The following is a 26,737-nucleotide window of genomic DNA, read 5'->3' as shown; positions in this document are numbered from 1 at the left end:
CGTCAGGCTCATAACCTGAAGGTCACAGGTTCAAATCCTGTCCCCGCACCCAAGGTCCAAGGCCGATTTTTCCACCCCGTCCGATTGCGGCCGGGGTTTTTCTATATCGGCGCGTGCAATTTAGAGTGGCATTGGCGCCACGCTTGACCCCCGATCCGCGAATTTTTCTGGCGCTCGCCGCCTTCCGGTCGATTTTCTCCGCTCAAAGCCCATAGCGCGTGGCGCGGTTTTGCGTCATGACTTCCGTTGGAAGGACGCGGGCCGACTATCAGCCCGTCGATTGAGGTGTTTGAGGATAATATGGCGAACGGTGTCGTTAAGTGGTTCAACCCGGCCAAGGGCTTTGGCTTCATTCAGCCCGAGGACGGCGGCCAGGACGTGTTCGTCCATATCGCCGCGGTTGAACGCTCGGGTCTGTCGGGCCTGAACGAAGGTGATCAAGTCGCGTACGAACTGGAAGAAGACCGTCGCTCGGGCAAGACCTCGGCCGGTCAACTGCGCGTCACGGGCCACGGCCCGGCTCCGGCCGGCGGCGGCGCTGGCCGCGGTGGCCCGCGTCCGGCGCGTGGCGGCTTCGACAGCGCGCCTCGCAACAACTTCTCGAGCGGCACCGGCGAGTCCGGCACCGGCGTCGTGAAGTGGTTCAACACGACCAAGGGCTTTGGCTTCATCCAGCCGGACAACGGCGGCGGCGATGTGTTCGTGCACATCTCGGCCGTGGAGCGCGCCGGCCTGCGTGGCCTGAACGAAGGCCAGCAAGTCGGTTACGAGCTTGAACAGGACCGCCGCTCGGGCAAGACCTCGGCCGGCAACCTGCGCATCCTCTAAGGCGCAAAGCGAAAAGGCCGCCCGGACGGACGGCCTTTTCAGAGACTTTCGAGGGCCCCGCCCGACGTTGACGCGTCGGTCGGGGCCTTTTGTCGTTTCAGGCTAGCCCTCAGGCGGGCGTTTGGGCCCTTTCGGAGGCTGCCTGGTTTACGGCCAAGGCCGTCAGGTTGACGATGCCGCGGGCGGTGACGCTGGGGATCAGCACGTGCAGCGGCTTGGCCATGCCGAGCAGCAGGGGGCCGACCAGCAGCGATTCCGTCGCCGCCCCCAGCAGCGTCAGGCCGATATTGGCCGCATCCAGCGTGGGCATGACCAGCAGGTTGGCCGAGCCCTTCAGCGGGCTGTCGGCGACCATGCGATCGCGCAGATGCTGGCTGAGCGCCGCGTCGGCGTGCATCTCGCCGTCGACCTCGAGTTCCGGCGCATGCTCGCGCAGGATGGCCAGGGCCTCGCGCATCTTGCGGGCGGTCGGCGAATTGCTGGCGCCGAACGACGAGTGCGAGAGCAGGGCGGCCTTGGGCGTCAGGCCAAAGCGGCGGACGGCCTCGGCGGCCAGCTGGGCGCACTCGGCGATCTGCTCGGCGGTCGGGTCGACATTGACGTGGGTGTCGCAGAAGAACAGCGTGCCGTTGTCCAGGATCAGCGACGACATCGCATAGACGCGGCTGACATTGTCCCGCTTGGGGATGATCGGCAGGGCGTATTTCAGGTGCTGCCACCAGTCGCCGCTGCCGCCGACCAGGGCGGCTTCGACATAGCCCGAGGCGAGCAGCATCGAGGCGGCCACGGTGCGACGGCCCTGGACGCGGCGCTCGGCCGCCGTCGGCGGCACGCCGCGCCGGCCGACCAGCTTTTGGTAGTCGGCGACCAGCGGACCAAACAGGTCCTTGTCGGCCTGCGGATCGACGATCTCGACCGCGCCGCCGACGTCGAGGCGCAGGCCCAGGTCCTGAATCTTGGCCTTGATCACGTCGCGGCGGCCGACCAGCACGGGGGAGGCCAGGCCCTCGTCGACGACGGTCTGGACCGCGCGCAGCACCCGCTCGTCCTCGGCCTCGGCATAGGCGACCTTGACCGGCGCCTTGCGGGCCCGCTCGAACACCGGCCGCATCAGCTGCCCCGAGCGATAGACGAAGAGCTCCAGCTCCTGGCGATAGGCGTCGAAGTCGGCGATCGGCCGGGTGGCGACGCCGCTATCCATCGCCGCCTTGGCCACGGCCGGCGCGATCTGCAGGATCAGGCGCGGGTCGAAGGGCTTGGGGATGATGTACTGCGGGCCGAACACCGGCGCGGTCCCGCCATAGGCCGAAGCGACGACCTCCGAGGCCTCGGCGCGGGCCAGCTCGGCGATCGCCTCGACCGCGGCGACCTTCATCGCCTCGTTGATCTCGGACGCGCCGACGTCCAGCGCGCCCCGGAAGATGAACGGGAAGCAGAGGACGTTGTTGACCTGGTTGGCGTAGTCGCTGCGGCCGGTCGCCATGATGGCGTCGGGGCGCGAGGCCTGGACCAGCTCGGGCAGGATCTCCGGCTCGGGATTGGCCATGGCCAGGATCAGCGGGTTCGGCGCCAGCAGCGGCAGCCATTCCGGCTTGAAGACGCGCGGGGCCGAAAGGCCCAGGAAGATGTCAGCGTCCGGCAGAACCTCGGGCAGGGTGCGGGCGTCGGTCTGGCGGGCGTAGCGCGCCATGTTCTCGGGCATGTCCGGCTCGCGGCCGGCGTGCACGACGCCCTTGATGTCGGTCAGGGTGACGTTCTCGACCGGCAGCCCCATCGAGACCAGCAGGTCGACGCAGGCGAGCGCGGCCGCGCCGGCGCCCGAGGTCACCAGCTTGACGTCCTTCAGGGTCTTGCCCTGAACGAGCAGGGCGTTGCGGACGGCCGCGGCGCAGACGATCGCGGTGCCGTGCTGGTCGTCGTGGAAGACCGGGATGTTCATCCGCTCGCGCAGCCTGCGCTCGATGATGAAGCACTCGGGGGCCTTGATGTCTTCCAGGTTCACGCCGCCGAAGGTCGGCTCCAGCGCCGCGACCACCTCGATGAAGCGGTCGGGATCGTGGGCGTCGACCTCGATGTCGAAGACGTCGATGCCGGCGAATTTCTTGAACAGGACGGCCTTGCCTTCCATCACCGGCTTGGAGGCCAAGGGGCCGATATCGCCGAGCCCCAGCACCGCGGTCCCGTTCGAGATCACCGCGACCAGGTTGCCGCGCGCGGTGTAGTCGCGGGCGGTGTCGGGGTTGTCGGCGATCGCCAGGCAGGGCGCGGCGACGCCGGGCGAATAGGCGAGGGCGAGGTCGCGCTGGGTGGCCATCCGCTTGGTGGCTTCGATCGCCAGCTTTCCGGGCCGCGGGAGGCGGTGATAGTCCAACGCCGCCTTGCGGAAATCCTCGTCCATTGGTCTTCCTCTAGAAGCTCTGCGCGTTTTCGCGCGGCCCGTCTCGGTCGCGGGCCGTCACCCGTCTAGCTACCGGGGATGGGCGGCTTTTCCAACCCTAAGCGCCCAGTGAACGTCGTCATTTGTGATACCGGTAACATATATCGCCGCGCGAGAGGGCTCTCGTAAGTAATAAATCTATTATATATTGCCTCCGACACGGGCGCCGCGCGCCGCCTTTCCTGGCGTTGTCGCGGCCAGCGCGCGGCGGGCGCGCTGATCGCTGGACAGGGTGGTCGCCGGGGCGGACCATTCGCCGGGTACGGAGGGATAGGCATGAGCGGATTGACGACACACATCCTCGACCAGGCGTCCGGCAAGCCGGCGGCCGGGGTCGTGGTGCGCGTGTCGCGTCGCGACGGCGCCAACCTCGTCCCGGTCACGGAGCAACGCACGGACGCCGATGGCCGCGCGCGTCTGATCGCCGGCGAGGATCTGGCGGTCGGCGGCTACCGTCTGGAATTCGTGATCGGGGATCACTTCAAGGCCTCCGGCCTGCCGATCACCGATCCGCCGTTCCTGAACGTGGTGGTGATCGACTTCGCCGTGTCGAACACCCAGCAGCACTGGCACGTGCCGCTGCTGGTCTCGCCCTACGGCTATTCCACCTACCGGGGCAGCTGATGGGCGAGGTGATCCGCTTTCTGCTGGATGGCGAGGTCCAGGAGGTGCGTGGGGCCAATCCCACCACCACCCTGCTGGAACACCTGCGCGGCCCCTTGCGCCGCACCGGGACCAAGGAGGGCTGCGCCGAGGGCGACTGCGGCTCGTGCACCGTCCTGGTCGGGGAGGGGGAAGGCGAAACCGTGGCCTGGCGGGCGGTCAACGCCTGCATCCAGTTCCTGCCCATGCTGCACGGCAAGGCGCTGATGACGGTCGAGAGCCTCGCCCCAAAAGGAAGCGGGGACGGAGCGCTGCATCCCGTTCAACAGGCGATGGTCGAGAAGCACGGCTCGCAATGCGGCTTCTGCACGCCGGGCATCATCATGTCGCTGTACGGCCGCGCGGTCGGGGCCAAGGGCGCGGACGCGCCAGTCGGCGAGGTGCTGGCCGGGAACCTGTGCCGCTGCACCGGCTACGGCCCGATCATCGAGGTCGCCAAGAGCGTCGCGTCCGAAGCCGCGCCGACGGTCGATCTGTCGGCCGTGCGCGACGAGACCATGTTGGCGCTGAGCTTCGAGGACGAGATTTACGGTGTGACGCGGACCTGGCTCTCGCCGCGTACGGTGGACGAGCTGGCGCGGGCCTATCTCGAACATCCGGATGCGACGATCGTGGCCGGCGCGACCGACGTCGGCCTGTGGGTCACCAAGCAGCGGCGGCCGCTGCCGACCCTGATCAGCGTGACGGAGGTGGCCGAGCTCAAGGCGATCGAGGAGACGCCGGAAGCCGTGCGGATCGGCGCGGGCGTTCGCTATGTCGACGCGATCGACGTCTTGGCCCGGCTCTGTCCGGACCTGGGCGCGATGATGCGCCGGCTGGGCTCGACCCAGGTGCGCAACAGCGGGACGATCGGCGGCAACATCGCCAACGGCTCGCCGATCGGCGACATGCCGCCGGCCCTGATCGCGGCGGGTGCGACCCTGGTGCTGAGACGCGGCGCCGAGCGGCGCGAGCTGCCTCTGGAGGCCTTCTTCATCGACTACGGCAGGCAGGATCGGCGGCCCGGCGAGTTCGTCGAGGCGGTCGTCGTGCCGAAGCTGGCGGAAGGGCGGATCTTCAAGGTCTTCAAGCTGTCCAAGCGCTTCGACCAGGACATCTCGGCCGTCTGCGGGGCGTTCTCGATCGCGGTCGAGGGCGATGTCGTGACGGCGGCTCGCATCGCGTTCGGCGGTATGGCCGGGACGCCGAAGCGCGCAGTGGCCTGCGAAACGGCGCTGATCGGCCAGCCCTGGAGCGCGGCGACGATCGAGGCGGCGATGGCCGCGCTCGACACCGACTACGCCCCGATGAGCGACATGCGCGCTTCGGCCGCCTATCGCGCCCTGGCCGCCCGGAACATGCTGCGCAAGGTGTTCCTGGAGAGCGTTTCGCCGGACATCGAAACCCGCGTCACGCCGGAGAGCGCCCATGGCTGACTCCGGCGTCGCCCCTTCGATCACCGCGCCGCGCGGCGTCCACGTCGCCCTGCCGCACGACAGCGCCGAGCGTCATGTGGCCGGTTCGGCGATCTATATCGACGACCTGCCCGAGCCGCCGGGCCTGCTGCATGTGCATCTGGGCATGAGCGCGCGGGCTCACGCCAAGATCGTCAAGCTGGACCTGTCGGCCGTGCGGGCCTCGCCGGGCGTCGTGCTGGTGCTGAGCGCGCAGGACATTCCGGGCGAGAACGACGTCAGTCCGGTGATCCACGACGACCGGCTGTTCGCGGATGGCGAGGTTCTCCACGTGGGCCAGAGCCTGTTCGCCGTCGCCGCGACCTCGATCGCGGCCGCCCGCGCCGCCGCGGCCAAGGCCGTGGTCGAGTACGAGGACCTGCCCGCCGCGATCGACATCGCCGCCGCGAGAGAGATGGACCTGAAGATCGAGGCCAGTCAGCGCATGGCGCGCGGCGACGCCCACGCGGCGCTAGAGGCTTCGCCGCGCCGCGTGCGGGGCCGGTTCTCGATGGGCGGCCAGGACCACTTCTATCTCGAGGGGCAGGTCGCCCTGGCCACGCCGCGCGAGGGCGGCGACGTCCACATCTGGTCCTCGACCCAGCACCCCAGCGAGGTGCAGCACTTGATCGCCCGCGTGCTCGACCGGCCCCATACGGCGGTCACGGTCGAGGTGCGCCGCATGGGCGGGGGCTTCGGCGGCAAAGAGACGCAAGCCTCGCTGTTCGCCGCCGCCGCCGCCCTGGTCGCGGTCAAGACCGGCCGACCGGCCAAGTGCCGGCCCGACCGCGACGAGGACATGGTCATGACCGGCAAGCGGCATGACTTCGAGGTCGCCTACGACGTCGGCTTCGACGACGAGGGTCGGCTGACGGGCCTTGCGCTGGAGCTGGCCTCGCGCTGCGGGGCGACGACCGACCTCTCGATGGCGATCAACGACCGGGCGATGTTCCACGCCGACAACACCTACTACCTGCCGGCGGTCGAGATCGTATCGCACCGGTTCAAGACCCACACGGTGTCGAACACCGCTTTCCGGGGCTTCGGCGGCCCGCAGGGCATGCTGGCGATCGAGCGGGTCATGGACGCGGTCGCCGCCGAGGTCGGTCTCGATCCGCTGGAGGTGCGCCGTCGCAACCTCTATGGCGGCGAAGGACGCAACCTGACGCCCTACCACCAGGTGGTCGAGGACAATGTCGCGCCGCAGCTGATCGACGAGCTGGCCGCGTCCTGCGACTACGAGGCCCGACGCCGCGAGATCGAGGCGTTCAACCAGGCCAGCCCCGTGCTGAAGAAGGGCATCGCCCTGACGCCGGTGAAGTTCGGCATCTCGTTCACGACCACCCACTTGAACCAGGCCGGGGCGCTGTTGCACCTCTACGCCGACGGCTCGATCATGCTGAACCACGGCGGGACCGAGATGGGGCAGGGGCTGAACATCAAGGTCGCCCAGATCGTCGCCCAGGCGTTCCAGGTCGACGTGTCGCGGGTGAAGATCACTTCGACGGTCACGGACAAGGTGCCCAACACCTCAGCCACCGCGGCTTCGTCGGGCGCGGACCTGAACGGCATGGCGGCCCTGAACGCGGCCGAGACGATCAAGGCCCGGCTGGTGGACTTCGCCGCCGCCAAGTGGGGCGTCGCGCCGGACGCGGTCGCCTTCACGCCGGACGGCGTGCGGGTAGGCGATGAGACGTTCACGTTCGGCTGGTTTGCTCGCCAGGCCCATCTGGCGCGGGTGTCGCTGTCGGCGACCGGCTTCTACGCCACGCCGAAGATCCACTACGATCGCGCCACCCATACCGGCCGGCCATTCTACTACTTCGCCTATGGCGCGGCCTGCAGCGAGGTGCTGATCGACACCCTGACTGGCGAGATGAAGGTCACCCGCGCCGATATCCTGCACGACGTCGGCAAGTCGCTGAATCCGGCTATAGACCTGGGCCAGATCGAAGGGGGCTTCATCCAGGGCATGGGGTGGCTGACGACCGAGGAGCTGGTCTACGACGCGCAAGGGCGCCTCCGCACCCACGCGCCCTCGACCTACAAGATCCCGACCTGCGGCGACCGTCCGGCGCATCTCGACGTCCGCCTGTGGAAGGCCGGCCGCAATGTCGAGGCCACGGTGCATCGCTCCAAGGCCGTCGGCGAGCCGCCGTTCATGCTGGCGATCTCGGTTCACAGCGCCATCAGCCACGCGGTGGCCAGCGTTGGCGACTACAAGCACTTCCCGGGCCTGAGCGCGCCGGCGACGCCCGAGGCGATCCTGATGGCGTGCGAGGATGTGCGGAGGCGGGCGCGTGATGCGTAAGCTCATTTTCTCCGACCTCCCCGGCATTCGCCGGGGAGATCGGCTTCTAGGGAGGCGCGCCGATGCGTAACTGGGCCCGCGCCGCGCTTGCCCGCCTCGACGCCCATGACGAGGCCGCGCTGGTCACCGTGCTCGCCACAGAAGGTTCGGCCCCGCGCGAGGCGGGGACCAAGATGGTCGTCTGGCGGGGCGGCCAGGCCGGCACCATCGGCGGCGGCAATCTGGAATACCGGGTGGCCGACCAGGCGCGGCGGATGCTGGATGGGAGCCAGGCGCATTTCGCGATCCAGGATTATCCGCTGGGGCCGCTGCTGGCCCAGTGCTGCGGCGGCCGGGTGCGCCTGTTCCTGGAGCGCCTTGACGGCAACAGCCGCGACTGGCTGACCGAGGCCGCCCGGCGCATGGACGCGGCCCAGCCGTTCGAGGTCCGCACGCGCTTCGACCCCGGCGCCCTGGGCAAGACCATCGCGCCGATCCTGGCGACGCGGGACGAGGCGCCCGCCGTGACCCTGGCCGGCGCGCCGGCCAGCGCGCGCGGGGCGCGGCCGGAACTGGGCGACGAGCTGGTCGAGCGGGCCGACGCGCCGCGACCGCCGTTGCTGCTGTTCGGCGCTGGCCATGTCGGCCAGGCGATCGCCCGCGCCTTCGAGCCGCTGCCGTTCCGCCTGTTCTGGTACGACAGCCGCCCCGAGACCGCCGAGATCCCCGGCGTCACGGTGCTGGAGCCGGCCGAGATGGCCGCCAAGGCGATGGGCGCGGCGCCCGACGCCTATGGTCTTGTGCTGACCCACGATCACGCCCTGGACTATGCCCTGGTGTCGGCCGGGCTGGCCGGCGGGGGCTTTGGCTATTTCGGGGTGATCGGCTCGAAGACCAAGCGCGCCCGGTTCATGAGCCGGCTGCGCGATGATGGCTTCTCCGAAGCCGTGCTGACCCGCCTGACCTGTCCGATCGGCCTGCCAGGCCTGAAGAGCAAGGCGCCGGAGGTGATCGCGGTCTCGGTGGCCGCCGACCTCCTGATGCGCCAGGAAGCCGCGCGCGTGCGCAACGACGAGAGTTCGACGACGTGAAAGCCTATCGAGGGTCGATCCTCCACCTGCTGGACGACCCGACCCAGACCTCGCGCGCGGAGGCGGTCGCCTTCCACGAAGACGGCCTGCTGCTGGTCGAGGACGGCCGCGTGGCCGCCTGCGGCGCCTATGCCGACCTCGCCCCGCGCCTGGGCGATACCCCGGTCGAGGACCTGACCGGCTACCTGATCACGCCGGGCTTCGTCGACACGCACATCCACTTCCCGCAAGTCGACGTGATCGCCGCTCATGGGGCGCAACTGCTGGACTGGCTGGAGCAGCACACCTTCCCGTGCGAGGCGCGGTTCGCCGACGCCGACCATGCCGCCGAGACGGCGACCTTCTTCCTCGACGAGTTGCTGCGCAACGGCACGACCACGGCCCTGGTCTTCGGCTCGGTGCACAAGGTCTCGGTCGAGGCCCTGTTCGCCGAGGCCCTTGCGCGCGACATGCGGCTGATCGCCGGCAAGACGCTGATGGATCGCAACGCGCCCGAGGGGCTGACCGACACCGTCGAGAGCAGCCGCGCCGACATGGAGGCGCTGATCGCCGACTGGCACGGCAAGGGGCGTCTCGGCTACGCGGTGACGCCGCGCTTCGCGATCAGCTGCAGCGACGAACAGTTGGCGATGGCCGGCGAGGTGCTGGCCGCTCATCCCGGCGTCTGGATGCAGACCCATCTGTCGGAGAACCCGCACGAGATCGCGGAGACGGCGCGGCTGTTTCCGGCGGCCAGGGACTATCTCGACGTCTACGACCGCTTCGGCCTGTTGCGGGAGCGCTCGGTCTTCGCCCACTGCGTCCACCTGCACGGTGACGCCTTCCAGCGGCTGGCCGCCAAGGGCGGGGCGGCGGCGTTCTGCCCGACCTCGAACCTGTTCCTGGGCTCGGGTCTCTTCCCGCTGAAGGACGCCTGCGCCCACGGCGTGAAGGTCGGCATGGGCACGGACGTGGGCGCCGGCACGACCTTCTCGATCCTCCACACCCTGGGCGAGGCCTACAAGGTCGGCCAGCTGCGCGGCGACGCGCTGGATCCGTTCCACGCTTTTTATCTTGGCACGCTGGGCGGGGCGCGGGCGCTGGATCTGGGCGACAAGATCGGCAACCTCGCGCCCGGCAAGGAGGCGGATTTCCTGGTGCTGGACTTGGCGGCGACGCCGCTGATCGCGCGTCGGCTGGCGGCGGCGGTGACGCTGGAGGACAAGCTCTTCGCCCTGACCGTGCTGGGGGACGATCGGGTTGTGGCGCGGACGTATTTGGCGGGTGTGGAGCGGTATAGGCGGGGCGCCTGAAGATGCTCCCCCGCGATGCGGGGGAGCTGTCGCGAAGCGACTGAGGGGGCGAGCTGGAAATCGGCCGAACTAGCCCCCTCCGGCCCTCTGGGCCACCTCCCCCGCGATGCGGGGGAGGAACTTTGGGTCTCACCCGTGCTTGGCCGTCATCGTCTCGGCGTACAGCTTCAGCAGCCGCTCGCCCTCGACCGCCACGGTCACCGCCTGGATCGGCTGGTCGTCCCAGGCGGACGGGCCAAACAGCTCGCCCTCGACCTTCTGGCAGGTCTGGCCCAGAGCGATGCCCTCAGTCACCACGCGCACGGACCCCCGGCGCACCGTGAACAGCGTCGGGTCGATCACGAAGGCCACGGCGGCCGCGTCATGGACGCAGCAGCCGACGATGCCGTCTCGGCCGCCGTAGAAGGCGGCGTAGGGCTTGGAGATGGCGTTCAGGAAGCCGCCGGCGTCGCTGCCCGAGGCGGCGAGCGCTTCCATGTAGGCGGGCGACATCACGACCTGGGTCGTTACGTCCAGGCTGACGGCGGTCAGGTTCCAGGGGGCGGTGAAGACCTGGTCGGCGGCCTCGGGGTCGTTCCAGATGTTGGCCTCGGCCACGGGCGTGACATTGCCCGGTTTGCCGGCCACGCCAAACGCGCCGCCCATGATCACCACGGACTTCAGCAAGGTGGCGACCTCGGGATCGGCCTGCAGCGCCAGGGCTAGGTTGGTCAGCGGACCGACCGCGCACAGCACGACCTCGCCGGGATACTGGCGGGCCAGGTCGATGATCGCTTGGTGGGCCGGCTTGGCTTCGGGCTGTTCGGGGACGAGGCCCGTCAGCTCGACATCGCCCAGGCCGTTTTCGCCGTGCACGAAGGTCGGCGAGGGATTGCGCGGGCGGACCAGCGGCTTGTCGGTCCCCTTGTAGACCGGCGCCTTCAGGCCGAAGCGGCGCTTCAGATAGAGGGCGTTGCGCGTGGTGGTGTCGATGTCGGAATTGCCGAAGATGGTCGTCACCGCGATCAGGTCGAGCACGGGGCTCGCCTCGATGAACAGCAGCGCCATCGCGTCGTCGATGCCGGGATCAGTGTCGAAGATAATCTTGGTCGGGGTCGTCATTACGGGGCTCTAGCGCTTTTCGCTCGGGGAGGCGAGCCGTTGATCAGCGCCCTCCTGCATCAGGGAAACGTGGGCCGAGGCGATCTTCCAGCCGTCGGCCGTGCGGACCCAGGTCTGGCTTTGGCGGCCCATGCGGCCGGTGTCGTCGCGTTGGAACAGGACGTTGGCGGTCGCGAAGTCCGACCCGAAGGTCGTGATCTCCGTGCGGAGCCGTGTGCGAGCCGGCGAGCCGCCAGCGCGGCCGACGCGGAAGGCGGCGATCTCGTCGAAGCTCCAGAGGTTCTCGGCCACGCCCAGGCGCACCGCGTGCGGTGAGTTCCAGAACGCGCCGTCCAGCGCCGCGACGTCATTGGTCATCAGCGCCGTCTCGTAGGCGTCGACCAGGGCCGTGACCTCGGCCAGGACGGCGGGATCGTTGATGATCATGCGAAGGCTTTCGGCGGATTGGCGGCCACGACGCCGGCGCGTTGCAGGCGAAGCGCCGCCGCGAAGGCCAGGTCCTCGCGCCAGGGCGGCGCGATGATCTGGACGCCGATCGGCAACTGGCCCGGACGGTTCACCGGCGCGGCCACGACCGGCAGGCCGATATAGCTGATCGGCTGGGTGAAGGCGCCGAGGTTCTTGCGGACGGACACCGGAACGCCGTCCATCTCCATGGTCGCCTGGCCGATCGGCGGGGCGGGACAGACCGAGGCGGGGGCCAGCAGCACGTCATAGCGCTGGAAGGCCTCGGCGACCTGGTCGCGGAAGATCGTGCGGTAGCGCTGGGCGGCCTCGGCGACGCCTTCGGGCAGCAGGGCGCCGGCCAGCAGGCGGTCGCGGACGGCCGGGTCGTAGTCCATGGCGCGAGCGGCCAGGTCGTCGTGGTGCAGCTCGCCGCCCTCGAAGGCGGTCAGGCAGAAGGCGGCGGCGCGGGCGGCCTGGGCGCCGTCCAGGATCACCTCGCGGTTGGCCGACAGCGCCTGGGCTGCTTGATCCAGCGCTTCCAACACCTCCGGGAAGGCGCCTTGCCGGAACCAGCCGCCCAGCACGCCGACGCGCAGCGGCTGCTCGGCCAGGGCGTCGAGGCGGCTCGACAGCGGCTCGGCCTCCCGCACGCAGATTGCATCGCCCTCGGGATCGGGGCCCTGCAGCACGTCATAGGCCAAAGCCAGCTCCTCGACCGAGCCGGCGAAGGGGCCGACGTGATCCAGGCTCTCGACGAACGAAAAGACGCCCTGGCGCGACAGTCGGCCGTAGGTAGGCTTCAGGCCGAAGACGCCGCACAGGCCGGCTGGGATGCGGATCGAACCGTTGGTGTCCGAGCCCAGGGTCAGCGGGACCAGCCCGGCCGCCACGGCCGCCGCCGAACCGCCGGACGAGCCGCCAGCAATCCGGCTCGGATCGTGCGGATTGCGCACCGGGCCGTCGTGGGCGTTCTCGGTGACGAAGCCATAGGCGAACTCGTCCATGTTCAGCGCGCCGACCAGGATGGCGCCGGCGGCGGTCAGGCGCTGGACGAGGGTGGCGTCGCGCACGGGCGGCGCGGCCTCACGTCGGATCTTCGAGCCGGCCAGGGTGGGCAGGCCCGCGATATCGAACAGGTTCTTCACCGCGAACGGGACGCCCGCCAGCGGACCGAGCGGACGGCCTTCGGCGCGGGCGGCGTCTACCTTGTCGGCGGCGGCCAAGGCTCGGTCGGCAGTCATGGCGGTGAAGGCGTTGATCTCGCCGTTCTGCTGGGCGATCCGCGACAGGGCGGCTTCGGTGACGGCGCGCGCGGTGACGCGGCCCGCGCGGACCTCCTCGGCGATCTGGAGAGCGCTGGCGAAGCTCACGGCTGGAACGGCTCCGGCGTCTGGCCGGCGGCCTCGCCCAGCGCATCGACGAACAGACGGGTCTGGGCGCGGAGCAGGGCGACGTTGTCAATCACGCCCGCCAACGCCTGGGTGGGGATCGGCAGGTCTCGCTCGGCGGCCCGCGCCGCCGTCCAGGGCGCGATCTCGCCCTCGGCCAGATCGAGGAAGGCCTGTGTCTCCGCGTCGAGCGCCATCCGGGCGAGGCTCCATAAGTAAGAAAAAACTTCATACACCGGGGTCCATCGACCACGCCAGTCCCTGTGACCGACGCGCCGGTGATCGCCCAAGCGCGCGCCACTTTCGCCCGCCGTTCGCCCGCCGCAAGGGCATGGCGGTCCAATCGCGCCCCGCCGGATCCGAGCGCCCTTGGGATCGCGCGCGAGCCGGCGCCAGATGATCGAGTAATAGAAGGCTTACTTGATGGCGCATCACCGACTGGCCTCGACCCCCGACACGATCCGATTCGGCATGTTCGACGCGGCGTTCGATCCCGTGCTGACGGTGGCGTCCGGCGACAGCGTCACCTTCGAGTGCGTCTCGGGCGGCGTCGAGGTGATGCCGCCGACCGGCTCGCCCCACGCCATCCCCGCCGCGCTCCAGGCGATCCACGACAGCAAGCCCGAGCGGATCGGCCCTCACATCCTCACGGGTCCCGTCGCCATCGCCGGCGCCGAGCCGGGCGATACGCTGGAGGTGCGCATCGAGGCGATCGAGCCCAACAACGATTGGGGCTACTGCGCCGTCCGGCCGCTGGCCGGCACGATCCCCGAGGACTTCCCCGAGCGCTACGTCAGCCACATCGCCGTTGATCGCGCGCGCGGCGTCTGCAAGCCGGAGTGGGGCCCCGAGCTGCCTCTGGCCCCGTTCTTCGGCACGATGGGCGTGGCGCCGCCCGCGCGCTACGGCCGCCTGTCCAGCCGCGAGCCGCGCGAGCACGGCGGCAACATGGACAACAAGGAGCTGGTCGCCGGTTCGACCCTCTATCTGCCGGTCTGGGTCCCCGGTGCGAACTTCTCGGTCGGCGACGGCCACGGCCGCCAGGGCGACGGCGAGGTCTGCGTCAACGCGCTGGAGATGGGCCTGACAGGGACCTTCACCTTCATCCTCCATAAGGCCGCCGACATCGGCGCCTTCGCCTGGCCGCGCGCCGAGACGCCGACCCACTACATCCTGATGGGCTTCAACGAGGACCTGGACCTGGCCATGAAGCAGGCCCTGCGCCAGACGATCGACTTCATCATCGCCCGCTCGTCCCTGACCCGCGTCCAGGCCTATCAGTTCTGCTCCCTGGCCGTGGACTTCCGCGTCACCCAGACCGTGAACGGCGAGAAGGGGGTCCACGCGTTGCTGAAGAAGGGGCTGCTGTTCTAGCGGCGGCGACCATGGTTTCCTGCTGGTTGTGCCTCTTGGTTACTGTTCCTGAGGTGGAAAAATTCACTTGAGATAAATCTTAGGTTGTCCGCCAATGGCTCCGCTCCACTTCCGGAGCGGGGAGGCTAGCCATGTATCTTGTGGGAACCGAAGGTGATGATCTGCTGGTCGGCGGCGCTGACGCCGACACCCTTGTGGGGCTGGGCGGAAACGACACGCTGCAGGGCGGCGAGGGTGACGACCTGCTGATCGGCGGAGCAGGTTACGACACCCTGGACGGCGGCGCGGGCAGCGACACGGTCAGCTATGAGGACGCCGAACCCGTCGGGCCGTTCTCCTTTCTGATGGTCAATCTGCTGGGGCAATTTGCTTCGGTGATCGGTCCTGTGGGCGGCCTTGTGGACACCCTCGTTTCGATCGAGAACATCATTGGCTCGTCCGGGGTCGACTGGCTGGTCGGTAATGCTGGCGACAATTACCTGTCGGGCGGCGCGGGTAATGATCTCATCGAGGGCAAAGGCGGCGCCGACATCCTCGACGGCGGCGCTGGGAACGACAACATCGTCACTGGCGGCATCTTCGGAGCCGCAGCGCCGGGTTCGCTGATGATCGGCGGCGATGGCGACGATACGATCCAGAGCGGCAATTCCAACGACACCATGCTAGGCGGGGCGGGGAACGATTTTCTTGAGGTGACGAACTACGTCACGACTCGCGTCATCGACGGCGGAGATGGAAGCGACACGCTCGCCTTCGTCGAGAGCACGGCGAATTTTGCGGCGGGGGTGATGGTCGACCTCAACAAGGGCGCGCAGACGATCGCCCCTGGGGTGCTCGTCACGATCTCGAATGTCGAGAATATCACTGGCACCGACGCCGGCGACAGCTTGCTGGGTGACATAAACGCGAACGTCTTAAGGGGCGGCGGTGGCGATGACTTCCTTTTCGGCAGTCTTGGCGCGGACACGCTGACCGGCGGAGCCGGGGCGGACACCTTCGCCTTCGCCAATGGCGATGCGCCCTACTACGGCGTGGATACGATTACCGATATGACCGCGGACGATCACATCCTGTTCTACAACAGCCCCGCTGGCTCCAACACGAACTACATCGAAATGCCGACGCTGGATTTCTCGGCGATCGAGGCGGCGTTCGCGGCGGACGGCGTTCGGTATGTGGCCGTGGAAATGGGCGGTGGCGTCACACTCTTCACCGATCTTGGCGATGAAGGCGACGCCTATGACAACATCATTGTCCTGATGGGCGCCAACCTCTCGACCATCGACGCCACCTCGATCCTCGGCCTCTGACCGACGCCAGAGGCAACTTCCTTCGCGCCCCTACGTTGACGCTTCGTCGGCGTAGGGGCCTTCTGCGTCGCGCGCCCCCGATCAAGGGGAGGGAGGAAGACGCATGAAGACGATCCTGCCCATCGTGGCGCTGCTGGCGCTGGCAGCCTGCTCGCCCTCAACCGACGACAAGAAGGCGGCCGAGCCGCCGCTGGTCGCCGCGCCGCCGGCCTCCACCGCGCTGAAGCCGCCCAAGGCCGACATCCCGGCCGGCGACTATGTGCTCGACAAGTCGCATGCGAGCCTGGTGTTCCGGGTCAGCCACCTGGGCTTCTCGCACTACACGGCGGCGTTCGGGACCTTCGACGCCAAGCTGCGGTTCGATCAGAACAACGCGGTCGCCAGCGCGATCGAGGCGACGATCGACCCGAAGTCCCTGACACTGCCGTCGCCGCCGCCTGGCTTCCAGGCCGATCTGATCGGGCCGCAGTGGCTGAACACCGGAACCTATCCGTCGATCACCTTCCGCTCCTCCAAGGTCGAGGTGACGGGGCCAGACACCGGCAAGGTGACCGGCGACCTGACCCTGCATGGCGTCACCAAGCCGGTCACCTTGGACGTGACCTATAACGGCGGCTACGCCGGCCATCCGATGGATCCGCACGCCCGCGTCGGCTTCTCGGCCAAGGGCGTCTTCAAGCGCTCGGACTTCGGCATCGCCTTCGGCGTTCCGGCGCCCGGCACGACCATGGGCGTCGGCGACGAGGTCGAGGTTCAGATCGAGGCGGAGTTCACCGGTCCGCCGCTGGTCAATGCGCCGCCGGCGGCGGCGGCTCAGTAGGTCAAAGAAGAAAAGTGGTCATCAACTCCCGCCTTCCTGGGCCTTGTGCCCAGGACCCATGGTTCCGCGCCTCAGAGGCTGACCAGTGATCTGGGCCTATCGGCAGCCATTCATCTTGAGAATCCGAAGCCGCCGTCAGCATGGGTCCTGGGCACAAGGCCCAGGAAGGCTGTTATTTGGTCTTGATAGCTAGGAGGAACCTACCGCGCGCCGCGCGTCAGATAGCCTTCCAGCAGCGCCAGGGCGTGGTCCAGCCGCGCCTTGCGCCACTCGGGCGCGCTCATGTCGGTGTCCAGCGTCGCCGACAGCGAATAGCCATTGGCTAGGTGGAAGCGGCTCATGGCAGCGATGGTCACATAGATCTGCACGGGATCGAGGTTCGGCCCGAACACGCCCTTGTCCTGACCGCTCTTGATCAGCGCCTCGATCGTGCGCCGCAGCGGAAAGGCGGTTTCGGTCACGACGCGCGACTGCGAGGCGAACTTGCCATGCTGCAGGTTCTCATTGCGCAGCAGCCCCTCGAACTTCGGATTCTTCTCGAAGTAGTCAAAGGTGAAGCGCTGCAGCTCGAGGAAACCTTCCAGCGGCTCGTCGAAGTCGATCTTCAACTCGGCCTCGCGGGCCCGCAGGTCCATGTAGGCGCTTTCGAGGACGGCCATGTACAGGCCCTTCTTGTCCCCGAAGTAGTGGTACAGCATCCGGATGTTGCACTTGGCGGCCTTGACGATCTTCTCGATCCGGGCCCCCGCGAAACCCGCCTGGGCGAACTCCTTCAGGGCGGCGGCGAGGATCGCCTTGCGCGTCCGCTCGGCGTTGCGCTTGCGGGGCGCGGCCTCGCCCTCGGCCTTGGTGTTCGCGTCCAGGACGGCGTCGGTCGTCACGGGATCTTGGCTCCCTGCTTGATCCAGGCACCCAGCTGGGCGCGCTCCTCATCGGTCATGCCGGTCTCGTTGCCAAGGGGCATGCTGGTCGAGAGGACCGCGCGTTCGTTTATTTTTGGTGCGTAGGTCCGGATATGCGCAGGGGTGTCGAAGGTCGCGCCCAAAGGCGGAGCGGAAAAGCCGGCGTGGGTGGGCGCCGCGCTGTGGCACATGACGCAGTGCTTCTGGATGATTCCCTGGGCGGTCGCGAACGGGACCTCGCCGCTGACCTCGACCCTGTCCTTGGGCTTCATCGAGGCGATCGCCGTGGCGCCGAAGATCAGCAGCGCGCCGACGAACAGCAGCTCATGGCGGATCTTTCCGAAGTGCCGCTGGATGAAGAAGTAGCGGATCGCGATGGCGCCGGCGCTGATCATCGCCAGCAGCAGCCAGGCCTTCGGGTGTCCTGAGATGGCCGGATAGTGGTTGCTGATCATGATGAAGATGACCGGCAGGGTCATGTGGGTGTTGTGCACCGACCGCTGCTTGCCCATGGCGCCGAGGCGCGGATCGACAGGACGGCCGGCCAGCATGTCGGCGACGATCTTGCGCTGGTTGGGGATGATGACCAGGAACACGTTCCCGACCATGCAGGTGCCGATGATCGCGCCCACGTGGATGAAGGCCCCGCGATCTGAGAACAGCTGGGTCAGGGCCCAGGTCGCGGCGGTGAGGACGGAAAACCACACGACGCCGAACAGCTTGCCGTTCTTGCCCAGCGGCGAGCGGCACAGGGCCTCGTAGGTCAGAAGGCCGCCGAAGATGAAGGCCAGGCCCACCCCGATCGCCTGGACCTGGGTGAAGGCGTGCTTGGCCGGATCGATCAGATAGACCCCCGCCTGCCAGTAGTAGAGCACGGTCAGCAGGGCGAAGCCCGACAGCCAGGTGGTGTAGGCCTCCCATTTGAACCAGTGCAGGTGCTCGGGCATGTGCGCCGGCGCGACCATGTACTTTTGCGAGTGGTAGAAGCCGCCGCCGTGCACGGCCCACAGCTCGCCCTTCACCCCGTCCTTGGGCGGATTGGGATCGCGCAGATTGTTGTCCAGCCAGACGAAGTAGAAGGACGCCCCGATCCAGGCGACGCCCGCCACCACGTGCAGCCAGCGTAGGGCCATGCCGGTCCAACCGGCGAAATCGTAGTCCATCAGATCTTCACCGCGTCGAGCAGTCGAAGCTTGGAGATGAGGCCGATCTGCTGGATGGCCTCGGCGATCTCGCTCGCTTCATCGTTGGAAAGGCGCGCCTGCATCGCCGCCAGGATCGAAGCCTTGTCGTTCAGGCGCACGCAGATGATGAACGGGAAGCCGAAGCGGTCGCGATAGGCGGCGTTCAGGTCGTGGAAGCGCGCGAACTCCTCGGGCGTCAGCCGATCGAGGCCGGCGCTGGCCTGTTCGGCGTTGCTCTCGGCGGTCAGGGTCTTGGCGATCGCGGCCTTGCTGGCGAGCTCGGGGTGGGCGCGGATCAGGGCCAGCTTGTCGGCGGTGGTCGCCGCTTCAAGGACCGACATCATCGCGCCGTGCATCGCCTCGACGCTGGCGAAAGGACGCTCGCTCCAAGCGCGCTCGACCACCCAGGGCGAGAGCTCGAAGGCGAAGCCCAGGGCGGTGGTGAAGCCGGTCTGGTTCATGCTGTTCAGCCGAGCCAGGGTCAGGGGCGGGGCGCCGCTCATGCCTTGCCCTCCTTGTACGGATGCTCGGTGATCCAATGCCGCGCGATATCGATGCGCCGGGCCACCCAGACGTGGTTGTGGTTGGTGACGTGCTCGAGGAACCGCCGCAGCGCGCCGATGCGGCCGGGCTTGCCGACCACGCGGCAGTGCAGGCCGACGCTCATCATCTTCGGCGAGGTCTCGCCCTCCAGGTACAGGGCGTCGAAGGCGTCGCGCAGATAGGTGAAGAACTGCTCGCCGGTGTTGAAGCCCTGCGCCGCGGTGAAGCGCATGTCGTTGGCTTCCAGGGTATAGGGCACGATCAGCTGTGGCCGGCCATGCTGGTCGCCCCAGTAGGGCAGGTCGTCGGCATAGCTGTCGGCGTCGTAGACGAAGCCGCCCTCCTGGGCGACGAGGCGCGCGGTGTTGGGACTGGTGCGGCCCTGGTACCAGCCCAGGGGGCGCTCGCCCGTCAGGCTTTTCTGGATCTCGATGGCGCGCTGGATGTGCTCCATCTCCTGGTCGGGCGTGAAGTGCTGGTAGTCGATCCAGCGATAGCCATGACTGGCGATCTCCCAGCCGGACTTCATCATGGCCTCGACGGCGTCCGGGTTGCGCTGCATGGCCTGGGCGACGCCGAACACGGTCAGCGGCAGGCGAAACTCATCGAACAGCCGCCGGATGCGCCAGAAGCCGGCGCGCGAGCCGTATTCGTACAGGCTCTCCATCGACATGTGCCGCATGTCGGGAATGGGCTGGGCGCCGATCATTTCCGACAGGAAGAACTCACTGACCGGATCGCCATGCAGGACCGAGCGCTCGGCGCCTTCCTCGTAGTTCAAGACGAACTGGACGGCGACGCGGGCGTGGTTCGGCCAGCGCGGATGCGGCGGATGCTCGCCGTAGCCGATGAGGTCGCGGGGGTAGGTCATCCATACACCTTCGCCGCCGCATCGACGCCCGCGCCGGCCGGGGCGCTGAAGCCTTCCCACCGCAGCACCGCCTCCAGCGCGGCCAGGGTCTGCAGCACCGCGTGCTTGCGGGCGTTCACGCCCATGGTCCCGATGCGCCAGATCTTGCCGGTCAAGGGGCCGAAGGCCGAGCCGATCTCGATCTCGAAGTCGGTGCGCATCCGCGCCTTCACCCGGTCGTAGTCGACCCCCTCGGGCGTCCAGATTCCGGTGACGTTGGTCATCTTGTGGGCCTTGTCGCCGTAGATGGACAGGCCCATCGCCTCGAGGCCCGCGGTCATGGCCGCGCCGGCCTTGGCGTGACGGTCGAAGCGGGCCGGAAGGCCTTCTTCCAGCACCAGCCGCGCGCATTCGCGGGCGGCGAACAGCATCGGGGCGCATTCAGTGTGGTGGTTCAGGCGCTTCTCGGACCAGTAGTCCATGATCATCGCCAGGTCGAAGTAGTTGGAGGCGATGCGGCGGCCGTTCCCCGCCGCGCCGCCGGTTCCAGCCAGGCCCTTCTCGACATGGCGGCGCGAGAAGATGTGCTCGGCGGCCTGGTCGCTGATCGTGATCGGGGCCGAACCCGAGGGGCCGCCCAGGCACTTCTGCAGGCCGGCGGTGACGATGTCGGCGCCCCAGGCGTCGACCGGGACGTCCATGCCCGACAGGGTGGCGGTGGCGTCGACATACATCAGCGCCCCATACGCGCGGCAGATCGCGCCGATCTGGTCCAGCGGCTGGGCCATGGTGGTCGAGGTGTCGCCGTGAACGCAGGCCACCAGCCGCGGCTTCACGCGCTTGACGGCGTCCTCGACCGCCTGCGGATCGACGACCGTCCCCCACGGCGCTTCGACGAAGGTGACCTTGGCGTCGCAACGCTCGGCGATCTCGGCCAGCAGCAGGCCAAAGCGGCCGCAATTGACCACCACGACGTCGTCGCCGGGGCAGAGCGTCGAGACCAGCGCCGCCTCGATGCCGGCGCGCGAGGTGCCGTCGATCGCGAAGGTCCAGCGGTTCTTCGTCTGGAAGACGCCGCGATAGAGGCTCATGACCTCGTTCATGTAGCCGGTGAACTCGGGGTCGAATTGTCCCAGCAACTGCACCGACATGGCCCGCAGAACGCGCGGGTGCACGTTGATCGGGCCGGGACCCATCAGCAGGCGGGCGGGGTGGTCTAGCTCGTGAAAAGTCTCGGTCATGCGCGTTCGCGTCGTTCTAGCTTGTCGATGAAGGTGAGCATGGCTTGGGCCGCCAAGGCGCAGTCGGCCTCGGTCACGGCCTCGGCCGGGTTGTGGCTGATCCCGCCCTCGCAGCGGATGAACAGCATGGCGGTCGGGCAGAGGTCGGCCATCACCATGGCGTCGTGGCCCGCGCCGCTGGGCAGGCGCCGTACGGGGAGCGAAAGCTCGCCCAACGCCTCTTCCAGCAGGCCGATCAGCGACGGATCGCAGGGGCTCTCGGCCAGGGCCTGCATCATATGGATCTCGGCCGTCAGGCCGCGCGCGGCGGCGATCGCGTGGATCTCGGCGCAGATGGCGTCCACGGCGGCGTCGCGGGTCGTGGAGGTCTCGGCGCGGATGTCCATCGAGAACTCGACCGCGCCCGGGATGACGTTGAAGGCGCCGGGCATGGCGCTGATCCGGCCGACCGTGCCGACCAGGCCGTCGGTCCCCGCGCGGCAGATCCGCTCCAGGGCCAAGACGCATTCGGCGGCGGCGGGGCCGGGGTCCTTGCGCAGGGCCATCGGAGTCGTGCCCGCGTGGCCGGCGGTCCCGACGATCTTGACCATGAGCCGCTTCTGGGCGGCGATGGCGGTGACGACGCCCAGCGCCAGACCCTCGGCCTCCAGCACCGGGCCTTGTTCGATGTGGGCTTCGAGGAAGGCCAGCACGTCCTCGGACTCTCGGGCCGCGCGGGCGATATTGGCCGGATCGCCGCCGAACGCAGCCAGGGCTTCGGCCACCGAGACGCCGTCGGCGTCCTTCATCTGCAAGGTCAGGGCGTCCAGCGTTCCGGCGATGGCGCGGCTGCAGCTCATCGAGGCGGGAAAGCGCGAGCCTTCCTCGTCGCCGAACGCCACGACCTCAATCGCGAAGGGCAGGCGACGGTCCGCCCGATGCAGCGCCTCGACCACGTCGATCCCCAGCATGATCCCCAGCGGTCCGTCATACCGCCCGCCGTTGCGGACGCTGTCGATGTGGGAGCCGATGATCAGCGTCTTGGCGTCGGCCGTTTCGCCCTCGTAGCGGCCGATCAGGTTGGCGGCGGCGTCGCGGCGCACGCTCATGCCGGCTTGCCGCATCCAATCTTCCAGCGCCGACAGGGCGGCGGCGTGGGCGGGTGTCAGGAACCGGCGCGTCAGCTGGCCCTCGACCTCGCTATAGGGCGGCGCGCCCAGCAAGTCGCAGCGCGTCTTGGCCCTCGCGCCGATGTTGAAACCCCCGGTCAAGTCCGCCTTGGCCTCCATCCCTAAGCTCTAGCAGGCTGCGCCCGCCGTCTCGTCGCGACAAGCGCTTCCGGTGCGACCTTGCCGCCAAGGCGCCTGCCCGCGCGCCATGTCGAGCGACCGGCGCCTCTTCATAAGTCATAATTTGCTTACTTACGGAAGGGCGGCGCCGTTCAGGCCTCGCCAGCCGCCAGGGCCAGGCGCCGGCGGGGGAAGGCTTCGGGCAGTTCGTCGCGCAGGAAGGCCATCATCTTTTCCCGCACCTCGCAGCGCAGGTCGAACGCCTGGCCGGCGTTGCGAGCGCTGACCAGGCAGCGAACTTCCATGACCTCGGCCGTCAGGTCGGTCACGGCAAGGTTGACGACCTTGCCGTCCCAGAGCTTTGAGGCCTTGGCGATCTCGCTGAGCTTTTCCCGCAGGCGGTCGACGGGTGCGGCCGGGTCGACATAGAGCATGGCCGTGCCGATCAGGGCCGAGCTCTCGCGGGTCCAGTTCTGGAACGGGTTCTGGATGAAGTAGCTGAGCGGCAGCACCATCCGCCGCCAGTCCCACAGCCGGACGACGACGTAGGTGGCGTTGATCTCCTCGATGTTTCCCCATTCCTTCTCGACGATCACGGCGTCGTCGATGCGGATCGGCTGGGTGACCGCGATCTGGATGCCGGCGATCAGGTTGGTCAGCAGGGGCTGCAGGGCCAGGCCGACGATCAGGCTGGCCGCGCCGCCAGCCGCCAGCAGGCTGACGCCCCACTGCCGCACGCCGGGAATGGTCATCAGGGCCAGGGCCAGGGTGACGATGCCGACCAGGATGGCCACGGCCCGGCGGAGGATCCGCACCTGGGTCACATGCTTGCGGGCCAGCAGGTTGTCTTCGACATCGATCTTGAAGCCGCGCAGGTAGAGGGCCGCGCCGATGTCGAGCGCGGTCAGGCACATCCAGCCGAGCAGCAGGATGAACAGCACCAGCAACACGTGCCGCGCGGCGTCCGCCTGACCGCCGGTCAGCGGCGCGGCCGAGACTGCGGGGCCCAGCGCCGCCACGATGATCGCCAGCCGGGTCGGCCGGCGCGTGCGGGCGATCAGCGCCTGCCAGAAGGCCTCGCGCTTGGAGACCGTGCGGCGGACCAGGCGAACCGCGAACGCGTGGATCATCAGGGCCAGCAGCACCGCGACCGCGATCAGGACGAGACTGACCAGCCACGGCGGAGCCCAGGCGACCATGGCGGCTGAGCCCGCGAGCCAAGTGAAGAGGTCTTGCATGCCCAGGCGAACGCGCGTCGCCCGGCATGGCTCCCCGAACTACCGCGTCAGGGCCCAACGCGCGGCCGCGAAACCGGCGCTGGCCGAGACCGTGGTGATGAAGGTTCCCCAGGCCATGTCGACCAGGGTGATGGTCGTGGACCACGTCTTCATCGTCGCCTGGTTGGTCAGGTCATAGGTGGCGTAGGCGACCAGGCCGAACGCCGCCGCGTGGATCAACAGCCGCTTCCAGCCGCCTTCGCGTAGCGCGGGCAGGACGGCCAACAGGACGATTCCGGCGACGTAGAGCAGGTAGAAGACGACCGCTGGCGCGGGCGACGGCTTTTCAGCCAGTAGTTCGCCGATGCGCGGCCGGTAGAGGCGCGGAATCATCTGGGTCAGCCAGATGGCGTCCAGCACCAGCATGGTCAGGCCCGTGCCCAGATAGGCGGCGATGATCTTGATCATTGTCCGCTCTCCATGGCGACGGGACGCATGCGGTAGTGGCTGACGCCCCATTCCTCGCCGCCGCGGTGGCCGAACAGGCCGGCCGTGGCCAGGAAGAACAGCCGCCAGCGGCGACGCCAGACGGTGGCGTGGGGGCCGTAGACTTCAGCCAGGATCGGATCGATCGTCGCGCGCTTGGCGTCAAAGTTCTCAAGCCACTGGCGGGCGGTGCGGGCGTAGTGCTCACCGCTCCAGCGCCAGTCGGTCTCGACCGTGAACAGGTCCGGGAACTGGCGCGGCAGGTCGTGGCTGGGCATGACGCCGCCGCTGAAGAAGTACTGGGCGATCCAGTCGGCCGGATCATCGACCTCGAAGCGGTAGGGCGTGTTCCTGTGCGTGAAGACGTGCAGGAACAGCAGGCCGTCCGGCTTCAGCCAACCGCGCACGCGGGTCAGCAAGGCGCGCCAGTTGGACATGTGCTCGAACATCTCGACCGACACCACGCGGTCGAAGCGCTCGCCGGTCTGGAAGTCGTTCATGTCGGCCGTCACGACCGTCAGGTTGTCGAGACCCCGCGCCGCTGCTCGGCCCTCGATGAAGGCGCGCTGCGAGGCCGAGTTCGAGACCGAGGTGATGCGGGCGTTCGGATAGCGCGCCGCCATCCACAGCGACAGCGAGCCCCAGCCGCAGCCCAGCTCCAGGATCTCTTGCCCGTCGCGCAGGTCGGCGTGCTCGGCGGTCTCGCGCAGGGCGGCCGCCTCGCCCTCGGCCAGGGTGGTCACGCCGGGCGGATAGAGGCCGCTGGAATACTTCAGGTTCGGACCCAGCACCGCCTCGAAGAACGGGGCGGGCAGCTCGTAGTGCTGGGCGTTGGCCGCGTCGGTGTGGGTCGCGATCGGCCGCGCCTCCATCTCCCGCGCGAAGGCGGCAGAGGCGCCGGGCGGGGCCTTGCCCAGCCGACGGCGGGCGTCACCGACCAGAAAGTCGATGGCCGCGCGCGAGACCGCGTCCGGCATGGGCGCGTCCTCGAACGCGTGGATCGCCGCCTTCACCAAGCTCATGGGCCATTCTCCCTCGCTAGCCTTCACAGCTACGAGGGGACAACGCCCGCGGATGGGTGGAGGCGGCGGCCTTTTACGTCAGGCCTTGGCCCAGGCGTCCAAGTCGTTCAAAGCCCGGATGCTCATCAGCCGCTTCTTGGCGCGGCCGCGTTCCTTGAGCGGGATCTTCTTGCCGTCCTCATCGACCTTGGGCGCTTCCAGCGGCGGCAGCAGGCCGTAGTTGATGTTCATCGGCTGGAAGCTGCCGCCTTCGAGGTGGCCGCCGGTGATGTGCTCGACGAGAGCCCCCAGGGCGGTGGTCGGCGGCGGCGCGTCCAGCGGCGCGCCCTTGCGGTCGGCGGCCGCGAAGCGGCCGGTCAAGAGGCCCATGGCCGCGCTCTCGACATAGCCCTCGACGCCGGTGACCTGGCCGGCGAAGCGCAGGCGCGGCTGGGCCTTCATCCGCAGCGACTTGTCCAAGAGCTTCGGCGAATTGATGAAAGTGTTGCGGTGCAGGCCGCCCAGGCGCGCGAACTGGGCGTTCTCCAGCCCCGGGATCATGCGGAAGGTCTCGGCCTGGACGCCGTGCTTCAGCTTGGTCTGGAACCCGACCATGTTCCAAAGGGTGCCCAGGGCGTTGTCCTGGCGCAGCTGGACGATGGCGTAGGACTTCACGGTCGGGTCGCGCGGGTTGGTCAGGCCCACCGGCTTCATCGGGCCGTGGCGCAGGGTCTCGCGGCCGCGCTCGGCCATCACCTCGATCGGCAGGCAGCCGTCGAAATAGGGGACGTTCTCCCACTCCTTGAACTCGGACTTGGGGCCGGCCAGCAGGGCGTCGATGAAGGCCTCGTACTGCGCCTTGTTCATCGGGCAGTTGATGTAGGCGGCCGCGTCGCCGCCGGGGCCTTCCTTGTCGTAGCGCGACTGGCGCCAGGCGATGTCCATGTTGATGGACTCGAAGTGGATGATCGGCGCGATGGCGTCGAAGAACGACAGCTGGCCCTCGCCGGTCAGGTCCAGGATGGCCTGGGCCAGGGCGGGCGAGGTCAGCGGGCCCGTGGCGACGATGACGTTGTCCCACTCCGCCGGCGGCAGGCCGGCGATCTCCTCGCGGACGATCGTCACGAGGGGATGTTCGGACAGGCGCTTCGTCACCTCGGCCGAGAAGCCGTCGCGGTCGACGGCCAGGGCGCCGCCGGCCGGCACCTGGTGCTGGTCGGCGCAAGACATGATCAGGCTGTCCAGCTTGCGCATCTCGGCGTGCAGCAGGCCGACGGCGTTGAACTGCCAGTCGTCCGAGCGGAAAGAGTTGGAGCAGACCATCTCGGCCAGGCCGTCGGTCTGGTGCGCGTCGGTGGTGACTTTGCCGCTGGCGTCGTCCTTGCGCATTTCGTGCAGGATCACCGGCACGCCGCTCTGGGCGATCTGCCAGGCGGCTTCGGAGCCGGCCAAGCCCCCGCCGACGACGTGAACGGGCTGATAGGTCGAATTCGTGGTCATGAGGCGCCCTATACCCCCGGCTGTCGCTTGGCGAAACCTCGTGTAGGCTGACTGCTTCGCGGCGCGGGGTT

Annotated in this window: 24 protein-coding genes and 1 pseudogene; 10 read left to right on the top strand and 15 right to left on the bottom strand. The window is 68.5% G+C overall.

The annotated features are described in order from the left end of the window. Window positions 1-300 precede the first annotated feature (300 nt). Window positions 301-504: pseudogene (locus tag Q0379_RS13025) on the top strand (cold-shock protein); the annotation flags it as partial. 129 nt (window positions 505-633) lie between these two features. Beyond that, a complete protein-coding gene (locus Q0379_RS13020) occupies window positions 634-828 on the top strand; it encodes a cold-shock protein (RefSeq protein ID WP_035017693.1) in 195 nt (64 codons plus the stop codon). Window positions 829-937: 109 nt separating this feature from the next. Here the strand turns inward: Q0379_RS13020 and Q0379_RS13015 are convergent, their stop codons facing one another. Beyond that, entirely contained in the window at window positions 938-3,226 is a 2,289-nt protein-coding gene (locus Q0379_RS13015) for an NADP-dependent malic enzyme (RefSeq protein WP_299009309.1), read from the bottom strand. Between the two features lie 315 nt (window positions 3,227-3,541). Between Q0379_RS13015 and uraH the strand changes: the two genes are divergently transcribed. The 5 genes from uraH to guaD all read left to right on the top strand — a co-directional run bounded on the left by uraH (window position 3,542) and on the right by guaD (window position 10,034). Continuing rightward, entirely contained in the window at window positions 3,542-3,889 is a 348-nt protein-coding gene (uraH, locus tag Q0379_RS13010) for a hydroxyisourate hydrolase (protein ID WP_299009307.1), read from the top strand. After that, window positions 3,889-5,343, top strand: a complete 1,455-nt coding sequence (gene xdhA, locus Q0379_RS13005; protein ID WP_299009304.1) for a xanthine dehydrogenase small subunit — start codon at window positions 3,889-3,891, stop codon at window positions 5,341-5,343. The genes uraH and xdhA overlap by 1 nt, the downstream gene beginning before the upstream one ends. After that, window positions 5,336-7,672 carry a xanthine dehydrogenase molybdopterin binding subunit gene (gene xdhB, locus Q0379_RS13000; protein WP_299009301.1) on the top strand — a complete coding sequence of 779 codons (2,337 nt, stop codon included), beginning with the start codon at window positions 5,336-5,338 and terminating at the stop codon, window positions 7,670-7,672. The genes xdhA and xdhB overlap by 8 nt, the downstream gene beginning before the upstream one ends. A 62-nt stretch (window positions 7,673-7,734) precedes the next feature. Further along, complete coding sequence (gene xdhC / locus Q0379_RS12995; RefSeq protein WP_299009298.1) at window positions 7,735-8,742, top strand: xanthine dehydrogenase accessory protein XdhC; 1,008 nt, start codon at window positions 7,735-7,737, stop codon at window positions 8,740-8,742. Continuing rightward, window positions 8,739-10,034: a guanine deaminase gene (guaD, locus tag Q0379_RS12990; protein WP_299009295.1), complete on the top strand. Its 1,296-nt coding sequence runs from the start codon at window positions 8,739-8,741 to the stop codon at window positions 10,032-10,034. The genes xdhC and guaD overlap by 4 nt, the downstream gene beginning before the upstream one ends. A gap of 129 nt (window positions 10,035-10,163) precedes the next feature. On the opposite strand, the gene Q0379_RS12985 is transcribed toward guaD, so the two are convergent. From Q0379_RS12985 to Q0379_RS12970, 4 genes are read right to left on the bottom strand one after another with little or no spacing between them, the layout of a single operon-like run. Further along, window positions 10,164-11,135 carry a nucleoside hydrolase gene (locus Q0379_RS12985; RefSeq protein ID WP_299009293.1) on the bottom strand — a complete coding sequence of 324 codons (972 nt, stop codon included), beginning with the start codon at window positions 11,133-11,135 and terminating at the stop codon, window positions 10,164-10,166. Window positions 11,136-11,144: 9 nt separating this feature from the next. Further along, entirely contained in the window at window positions 11,145-11,561 is a 417-nt protein-coding gene (gene hpxZ, locus Q0379_RS12980) for an oxalurate catabolism protein HpxZ (protein WP_299009288.1), read from the bottom strand. Continuing rightward, window positions 11,558-12,952, bottom strand: coding sequence for an AtzE family amidohydrolase (locus Q0379_RS12975; protein WP_299009285.1), 1,395 nt, complete (start codon window positions 12,950-12,952; stop codon window positions 11,558-11,560). Before Q0379_RS12975 ends, hpxZ begins: the two co-directional genes overlap by 4 nt. Then, complete coding sequence (locus Q0379_RS12970) at window positions 12,949-13,167, bottom strand: hypothetical protein (protein ID WP_299009282.1); 219 nt, start codon at window positions 13,165-13,167, stop codon at window positions 12,949-12,951. The genes Q0379_RS12975 and Q0379_RS12970 overlap by 4 nt, the downstream gene beginning before the upstream one ends. A 223-nt stretch (window positions 13,168-13,390) precedes the next feature. On the opposite strand from Q0379_RS12970, the gene Q0379_RS12965 reads away from it, so the two are divergent. From Q0379_RS12965 to Q0379_RS12955, 3 genes are all read left to right on the top strand, one after another. Then, window positions 13,391-14,344: an acetamidase/formamidase family protein gene (locus Q0379_RS12965; protein WP_299009279.1), complete on the top strand. Its 954-nt coding sequence runs from the start codon at window positions 13,391-13,393 to the stop codon at window positions 14,342-14,344. 131 nt (window positions 14,345-14,475) lie between these two features. Next, window positions 14,476-15,654: a calcium-binding protein gene (locus Q0379_RS12960; protein WP_299009277.1), complete on the top strand. Its 1,179-nt coding sequence runs from the start codon at window positions 14,476-14,478 to the stop codon at window positions 15,652-15,654. Window positions 15,655-15,757: 103 nt separating this feature from the next. Beyond that, window positions 15,758-16,474 (top strand): YceI family protein, encoded by a 717-nt coding sequence (locus Q0379_RS12955; protein ID WP_299009274.1) that lies wholly within the window; start codon window positions 15,758-15,760, stop codon window positions 16,472-16,474. 200 nt (window positions 16,475-16,674) lie between these two features. On the opposite strand, the gene Q0379_RS12950 is transcribed toward Q0379_RS12955, so the two are convergent. From Q0379_RS12950 to trmFO, 10 genes are all read right to left on the bottom strand, one after another. Continuing rightward, the gene (locus tag Q0379_RS12950) at window positions 16,675-17,355 is read right to left on the bottom strand and encodes a TetR/AcrR family transcriptional regulator (RefSeq protein WP_299009271.1); all 681 of its coding nucleotides are present in this window, start codon (window positions 17,353-17,355) and stop codon (window positions 16,675-16,677) included. Further along, window positions 17,352-18,539 carry a urate hydroxylase PuuD gene (locus tag Q0379_RS12945; protein ID WP_299009268.1) on the bottom strand — a complete coding sequence of 396 codons (1,188 nt, stop codon included), beginning with the start codon at window positions 18,537-18,539 and terminating at the stop codon, window positions 17,352-17,354. Before Q0379_RS12945 ends, Q0379_RS12950 begins: the two co-directional genes overlap by 4 nt. After that, on the bottom strand, window positions 18,539-19,063 hold the full coding sequence (gene uraD, locus Q0379_RS12940; protein ID WP_299009265.1) for a 2-oxo-4-hydroxy-4-carboxy-5-ureidoimidazoline decarboxylase: 525 nt from the start codon (window positions 19,061-19,063) through the stop codon (window positions 18,539-18,541). Before uraD ends, Q0379_RS12945 begins: the two co-directional genes overlap by 1 nt. Further along, window positions 19,060-19,974 (bottom strand): allantoinase PuuE, encoded by a 915-nt coding sequence (gene puuE / locus Q0379_RS12935; RefSeq protein WP_299009262.1) that lies wholly within the window; start codon window positions 19,972-19,974, stop codon window positions 19,060-19,062. The genes uraD and puuE overlap by 4 nt, the downstream gene beginning before the upstream one ends. Then, window positions 19,971-21,194, bottom strand: coding sequence for an alanine--glyoxylate aminotransferase family protein (locus Q0379_RS12930; protein ID WP_299009259.1), 1,224 nt, complete (start codon window positions 21,192-21,194; stop codon window positions 19,971-19,973). Before Q0379_RS12930 ends, puuE begins: the two co-directional genes overlap by 4 nt. Then, the gene (locus tag Q0379_RS12925; RefSeq protein WP_299009256.1) at window positions 21,191-22,444 is read right to left on the bottom strand and encodes an allantoate amidohydrolase; all 1,254 of its coding nucleotides are present in this window, start codon (window positions 22,442-22,444) and stop codon (window positions 21,191-21,193) included. The genes Q0379_RS12930 and Q0379_RS12925 overlap by 4 nt, the downstream gene beginning before the upstream one ends. A gap of 170 nt (window positions 22,445-22,614) precedes the next feature. After that, window positions 22,615-23,661 (bottom strand): mechanosensitive ion channel domain-containing protein, encoded by a 1,047-nt coding sequence (locus Q0379_RS12920; RefSeq protein WP_299009253.1) that lies wholly within the window; start codon window positions 23,659-23,661, stop codon window positions 22,615-22,617. 78 nt (window positions 23,662-23,739) lie between these two features. Further along, window positions 23,740-24,147, bottom strand: coding sequence for a DUF2177 family protein (locus Q0379_RS12915; RefSeq protein WP_299009250.1), 408 nt, complete (start codon window positions 24,145-24,147; stop codon window positions 23,740-23,742). After that, complete coding sequence (locus Q0379_RS12910; protein ID WP_299009247.1) at window positions 24,144-25,187, bottom strand: cyclopropane-fatty-acyl-phospholipid synthase family protein; 1,044 nt, start codon at window positions 25,185-25,187, stop codon at window positions 24,144-24,146. Before Q0379_RS12910 ends, Q0379_RS12915 begins: the two co-directional genes overlap by 4 nt. A gap of 78 nt (window positions 25,188-25,265) precedes the next feature. Further along, a complete protein-coding gene (gene trmFO, locus Q0379_RS12905) occupies window positions 25,266-26,666 on the bottom strand; it encodes a methylenetetrahydrofolate--tRNA-(uracil(54)-C(5))-methyltransferase (FADH(2)-oxidizing) TrmFO (protein WP_299009243.1) in 1,401 nt (466 codons plus the stop codon). Window positions 26,667-26,737 lie beyond the last annotated feature (71 nt).

Source organism: uncultured Caulobacter sp., from assembly GCF_937900395.1.
Lineage (GTDB): Bacteria > Pseudomonadota > Alphaproteobacteria > Caulobacterales > Caulobacteraceae > Caulobacter.
This window is presented reverse-complemented; position numbering and strand designations above follow the sequence as displayed.

Bases quoted from the DNA above. Each gene is read 5' to 3' on its own strand.
- Q0379_RS12945 (WP_299009268.1), bottom strand. From the start codon at position 18,539: ATGGACTACGATTTCGCCGGTTGGACCGGCATGGCCCTACGCTGGCTG.
- trmFO (WP_299009243.1), bottom strand. From the start codon at position 26,666: ATGACCACGAATTCGACCTATCAGCCCGTTCACGTCGTCGGCGGGGGC.
- Q0379_RS12910 (WP_299009247.1), bottom strand. From the start codon at position 25,187: ATGAGCTTGGTGAAGGCGGCGATCCACGCGTTCGAGGACGCGCCCATG.
- hpxZ (WP_299009288.1), bottom strand. From the start codon at position 11,561: ATGATCATCAACGATCCCGCCGTCCTGGCCGAGGTCACGGCCCTGGTC.
- Q0379_RS12920 (WP_299009253.1), bottom strand. From the start codon at position 23,661: ATGGTCGCCTGGGCTCCGCCGTGGCTGGTCAGTCTCGTCCTGATCGCG.
- Q0379_RS12970 (WP_299009282.1), bottom strand. From the start codon at position 13,167: ATGGCGCTCGACGCGGAGACACAGGCCTTCCTCGATCTGGCCGAGGGC.
- uraD (WP_299009265.1), bottom strand. From the start codon at position 19,063: ATGAGCGGCGCCCCGCCCCTGACCCTGGCTCGGCTGAACAGCATGAAC.
- Q0379_RS12985 (WP_299009293.1), bottom strand. From the start codon at position 11,135: ATGACGACCCCGACCAAGATTATCTTCGACACTGATCCCGGCATCGAC.
- uraH (WP_299009307.1), top strand. From the start codon at position 3,542: ATGAGCGGATTGACGACACACATCCTCGACCAGGCGTCCGGCAAGCCG.
- Q0379_RS12930 (WP_299009259.1), bottom strand. From the start codon at position 21,194: ATGACCGAGACTTTTCACGAGCTAGACCACCCCGCCCGCCTGCTGATG.
- puuE (WP_299009262.1), bottom strand. From the start codon at position 19,974: ATGACCTACCCCCGCGACCTCATCGGCTACGGCGAGCATCCGCCGCAT.
- xdhA (WP_299009304.1), top strand. From the start codon at position 3,889: ATGGGCGAGGTGATCCGCTTTCTGCTGGATGGCGAGGTCCAGGAGGTG.
- Q0379_RS12955 (WP_299009274.1), top strand. From the start codon at position 15,758: ATGAAGACGATCCTGCCCATCGTGGCGCTGCTGGCGCTGGCAGCCTGC.
- Q0379_RS12960 (WP_299009277.1), top strand. From the start codon at position 14,476: ATGTATCTTGTGGGAACCGAAGGTGATGATCTGCTGGTCGGCGGCGCT.
- xdhC (WP_299009298.1), top strand. From the start codon at position 7,735: ATGCGTAACTGGGCCCGCGCCGCGCTTGCCCGCCTCGACGCCCATGAC.
- xdhB (WP_299009301.1), top strand. From the start codon at position 5,336: ATGGCTGACTCCGGCGTCGCCCCTTCGATCACCGCGCCGCGCGGCGTC.
- Q0379_RS12915 (WP_299009250.1), bottom strand. From the start codon at position 24,147: ATGATCAAGATCATCGCCGCCTATCTGGGCACGGGCCTGACCATGCTG.
- Q0379_RS13015 (WP_299009309.1), bottom strand. From the start codon at position 3,226: ATGGACGAGGATTTCCGCAAGGCGGCGTTGGACTATCACCGCCTCCCG.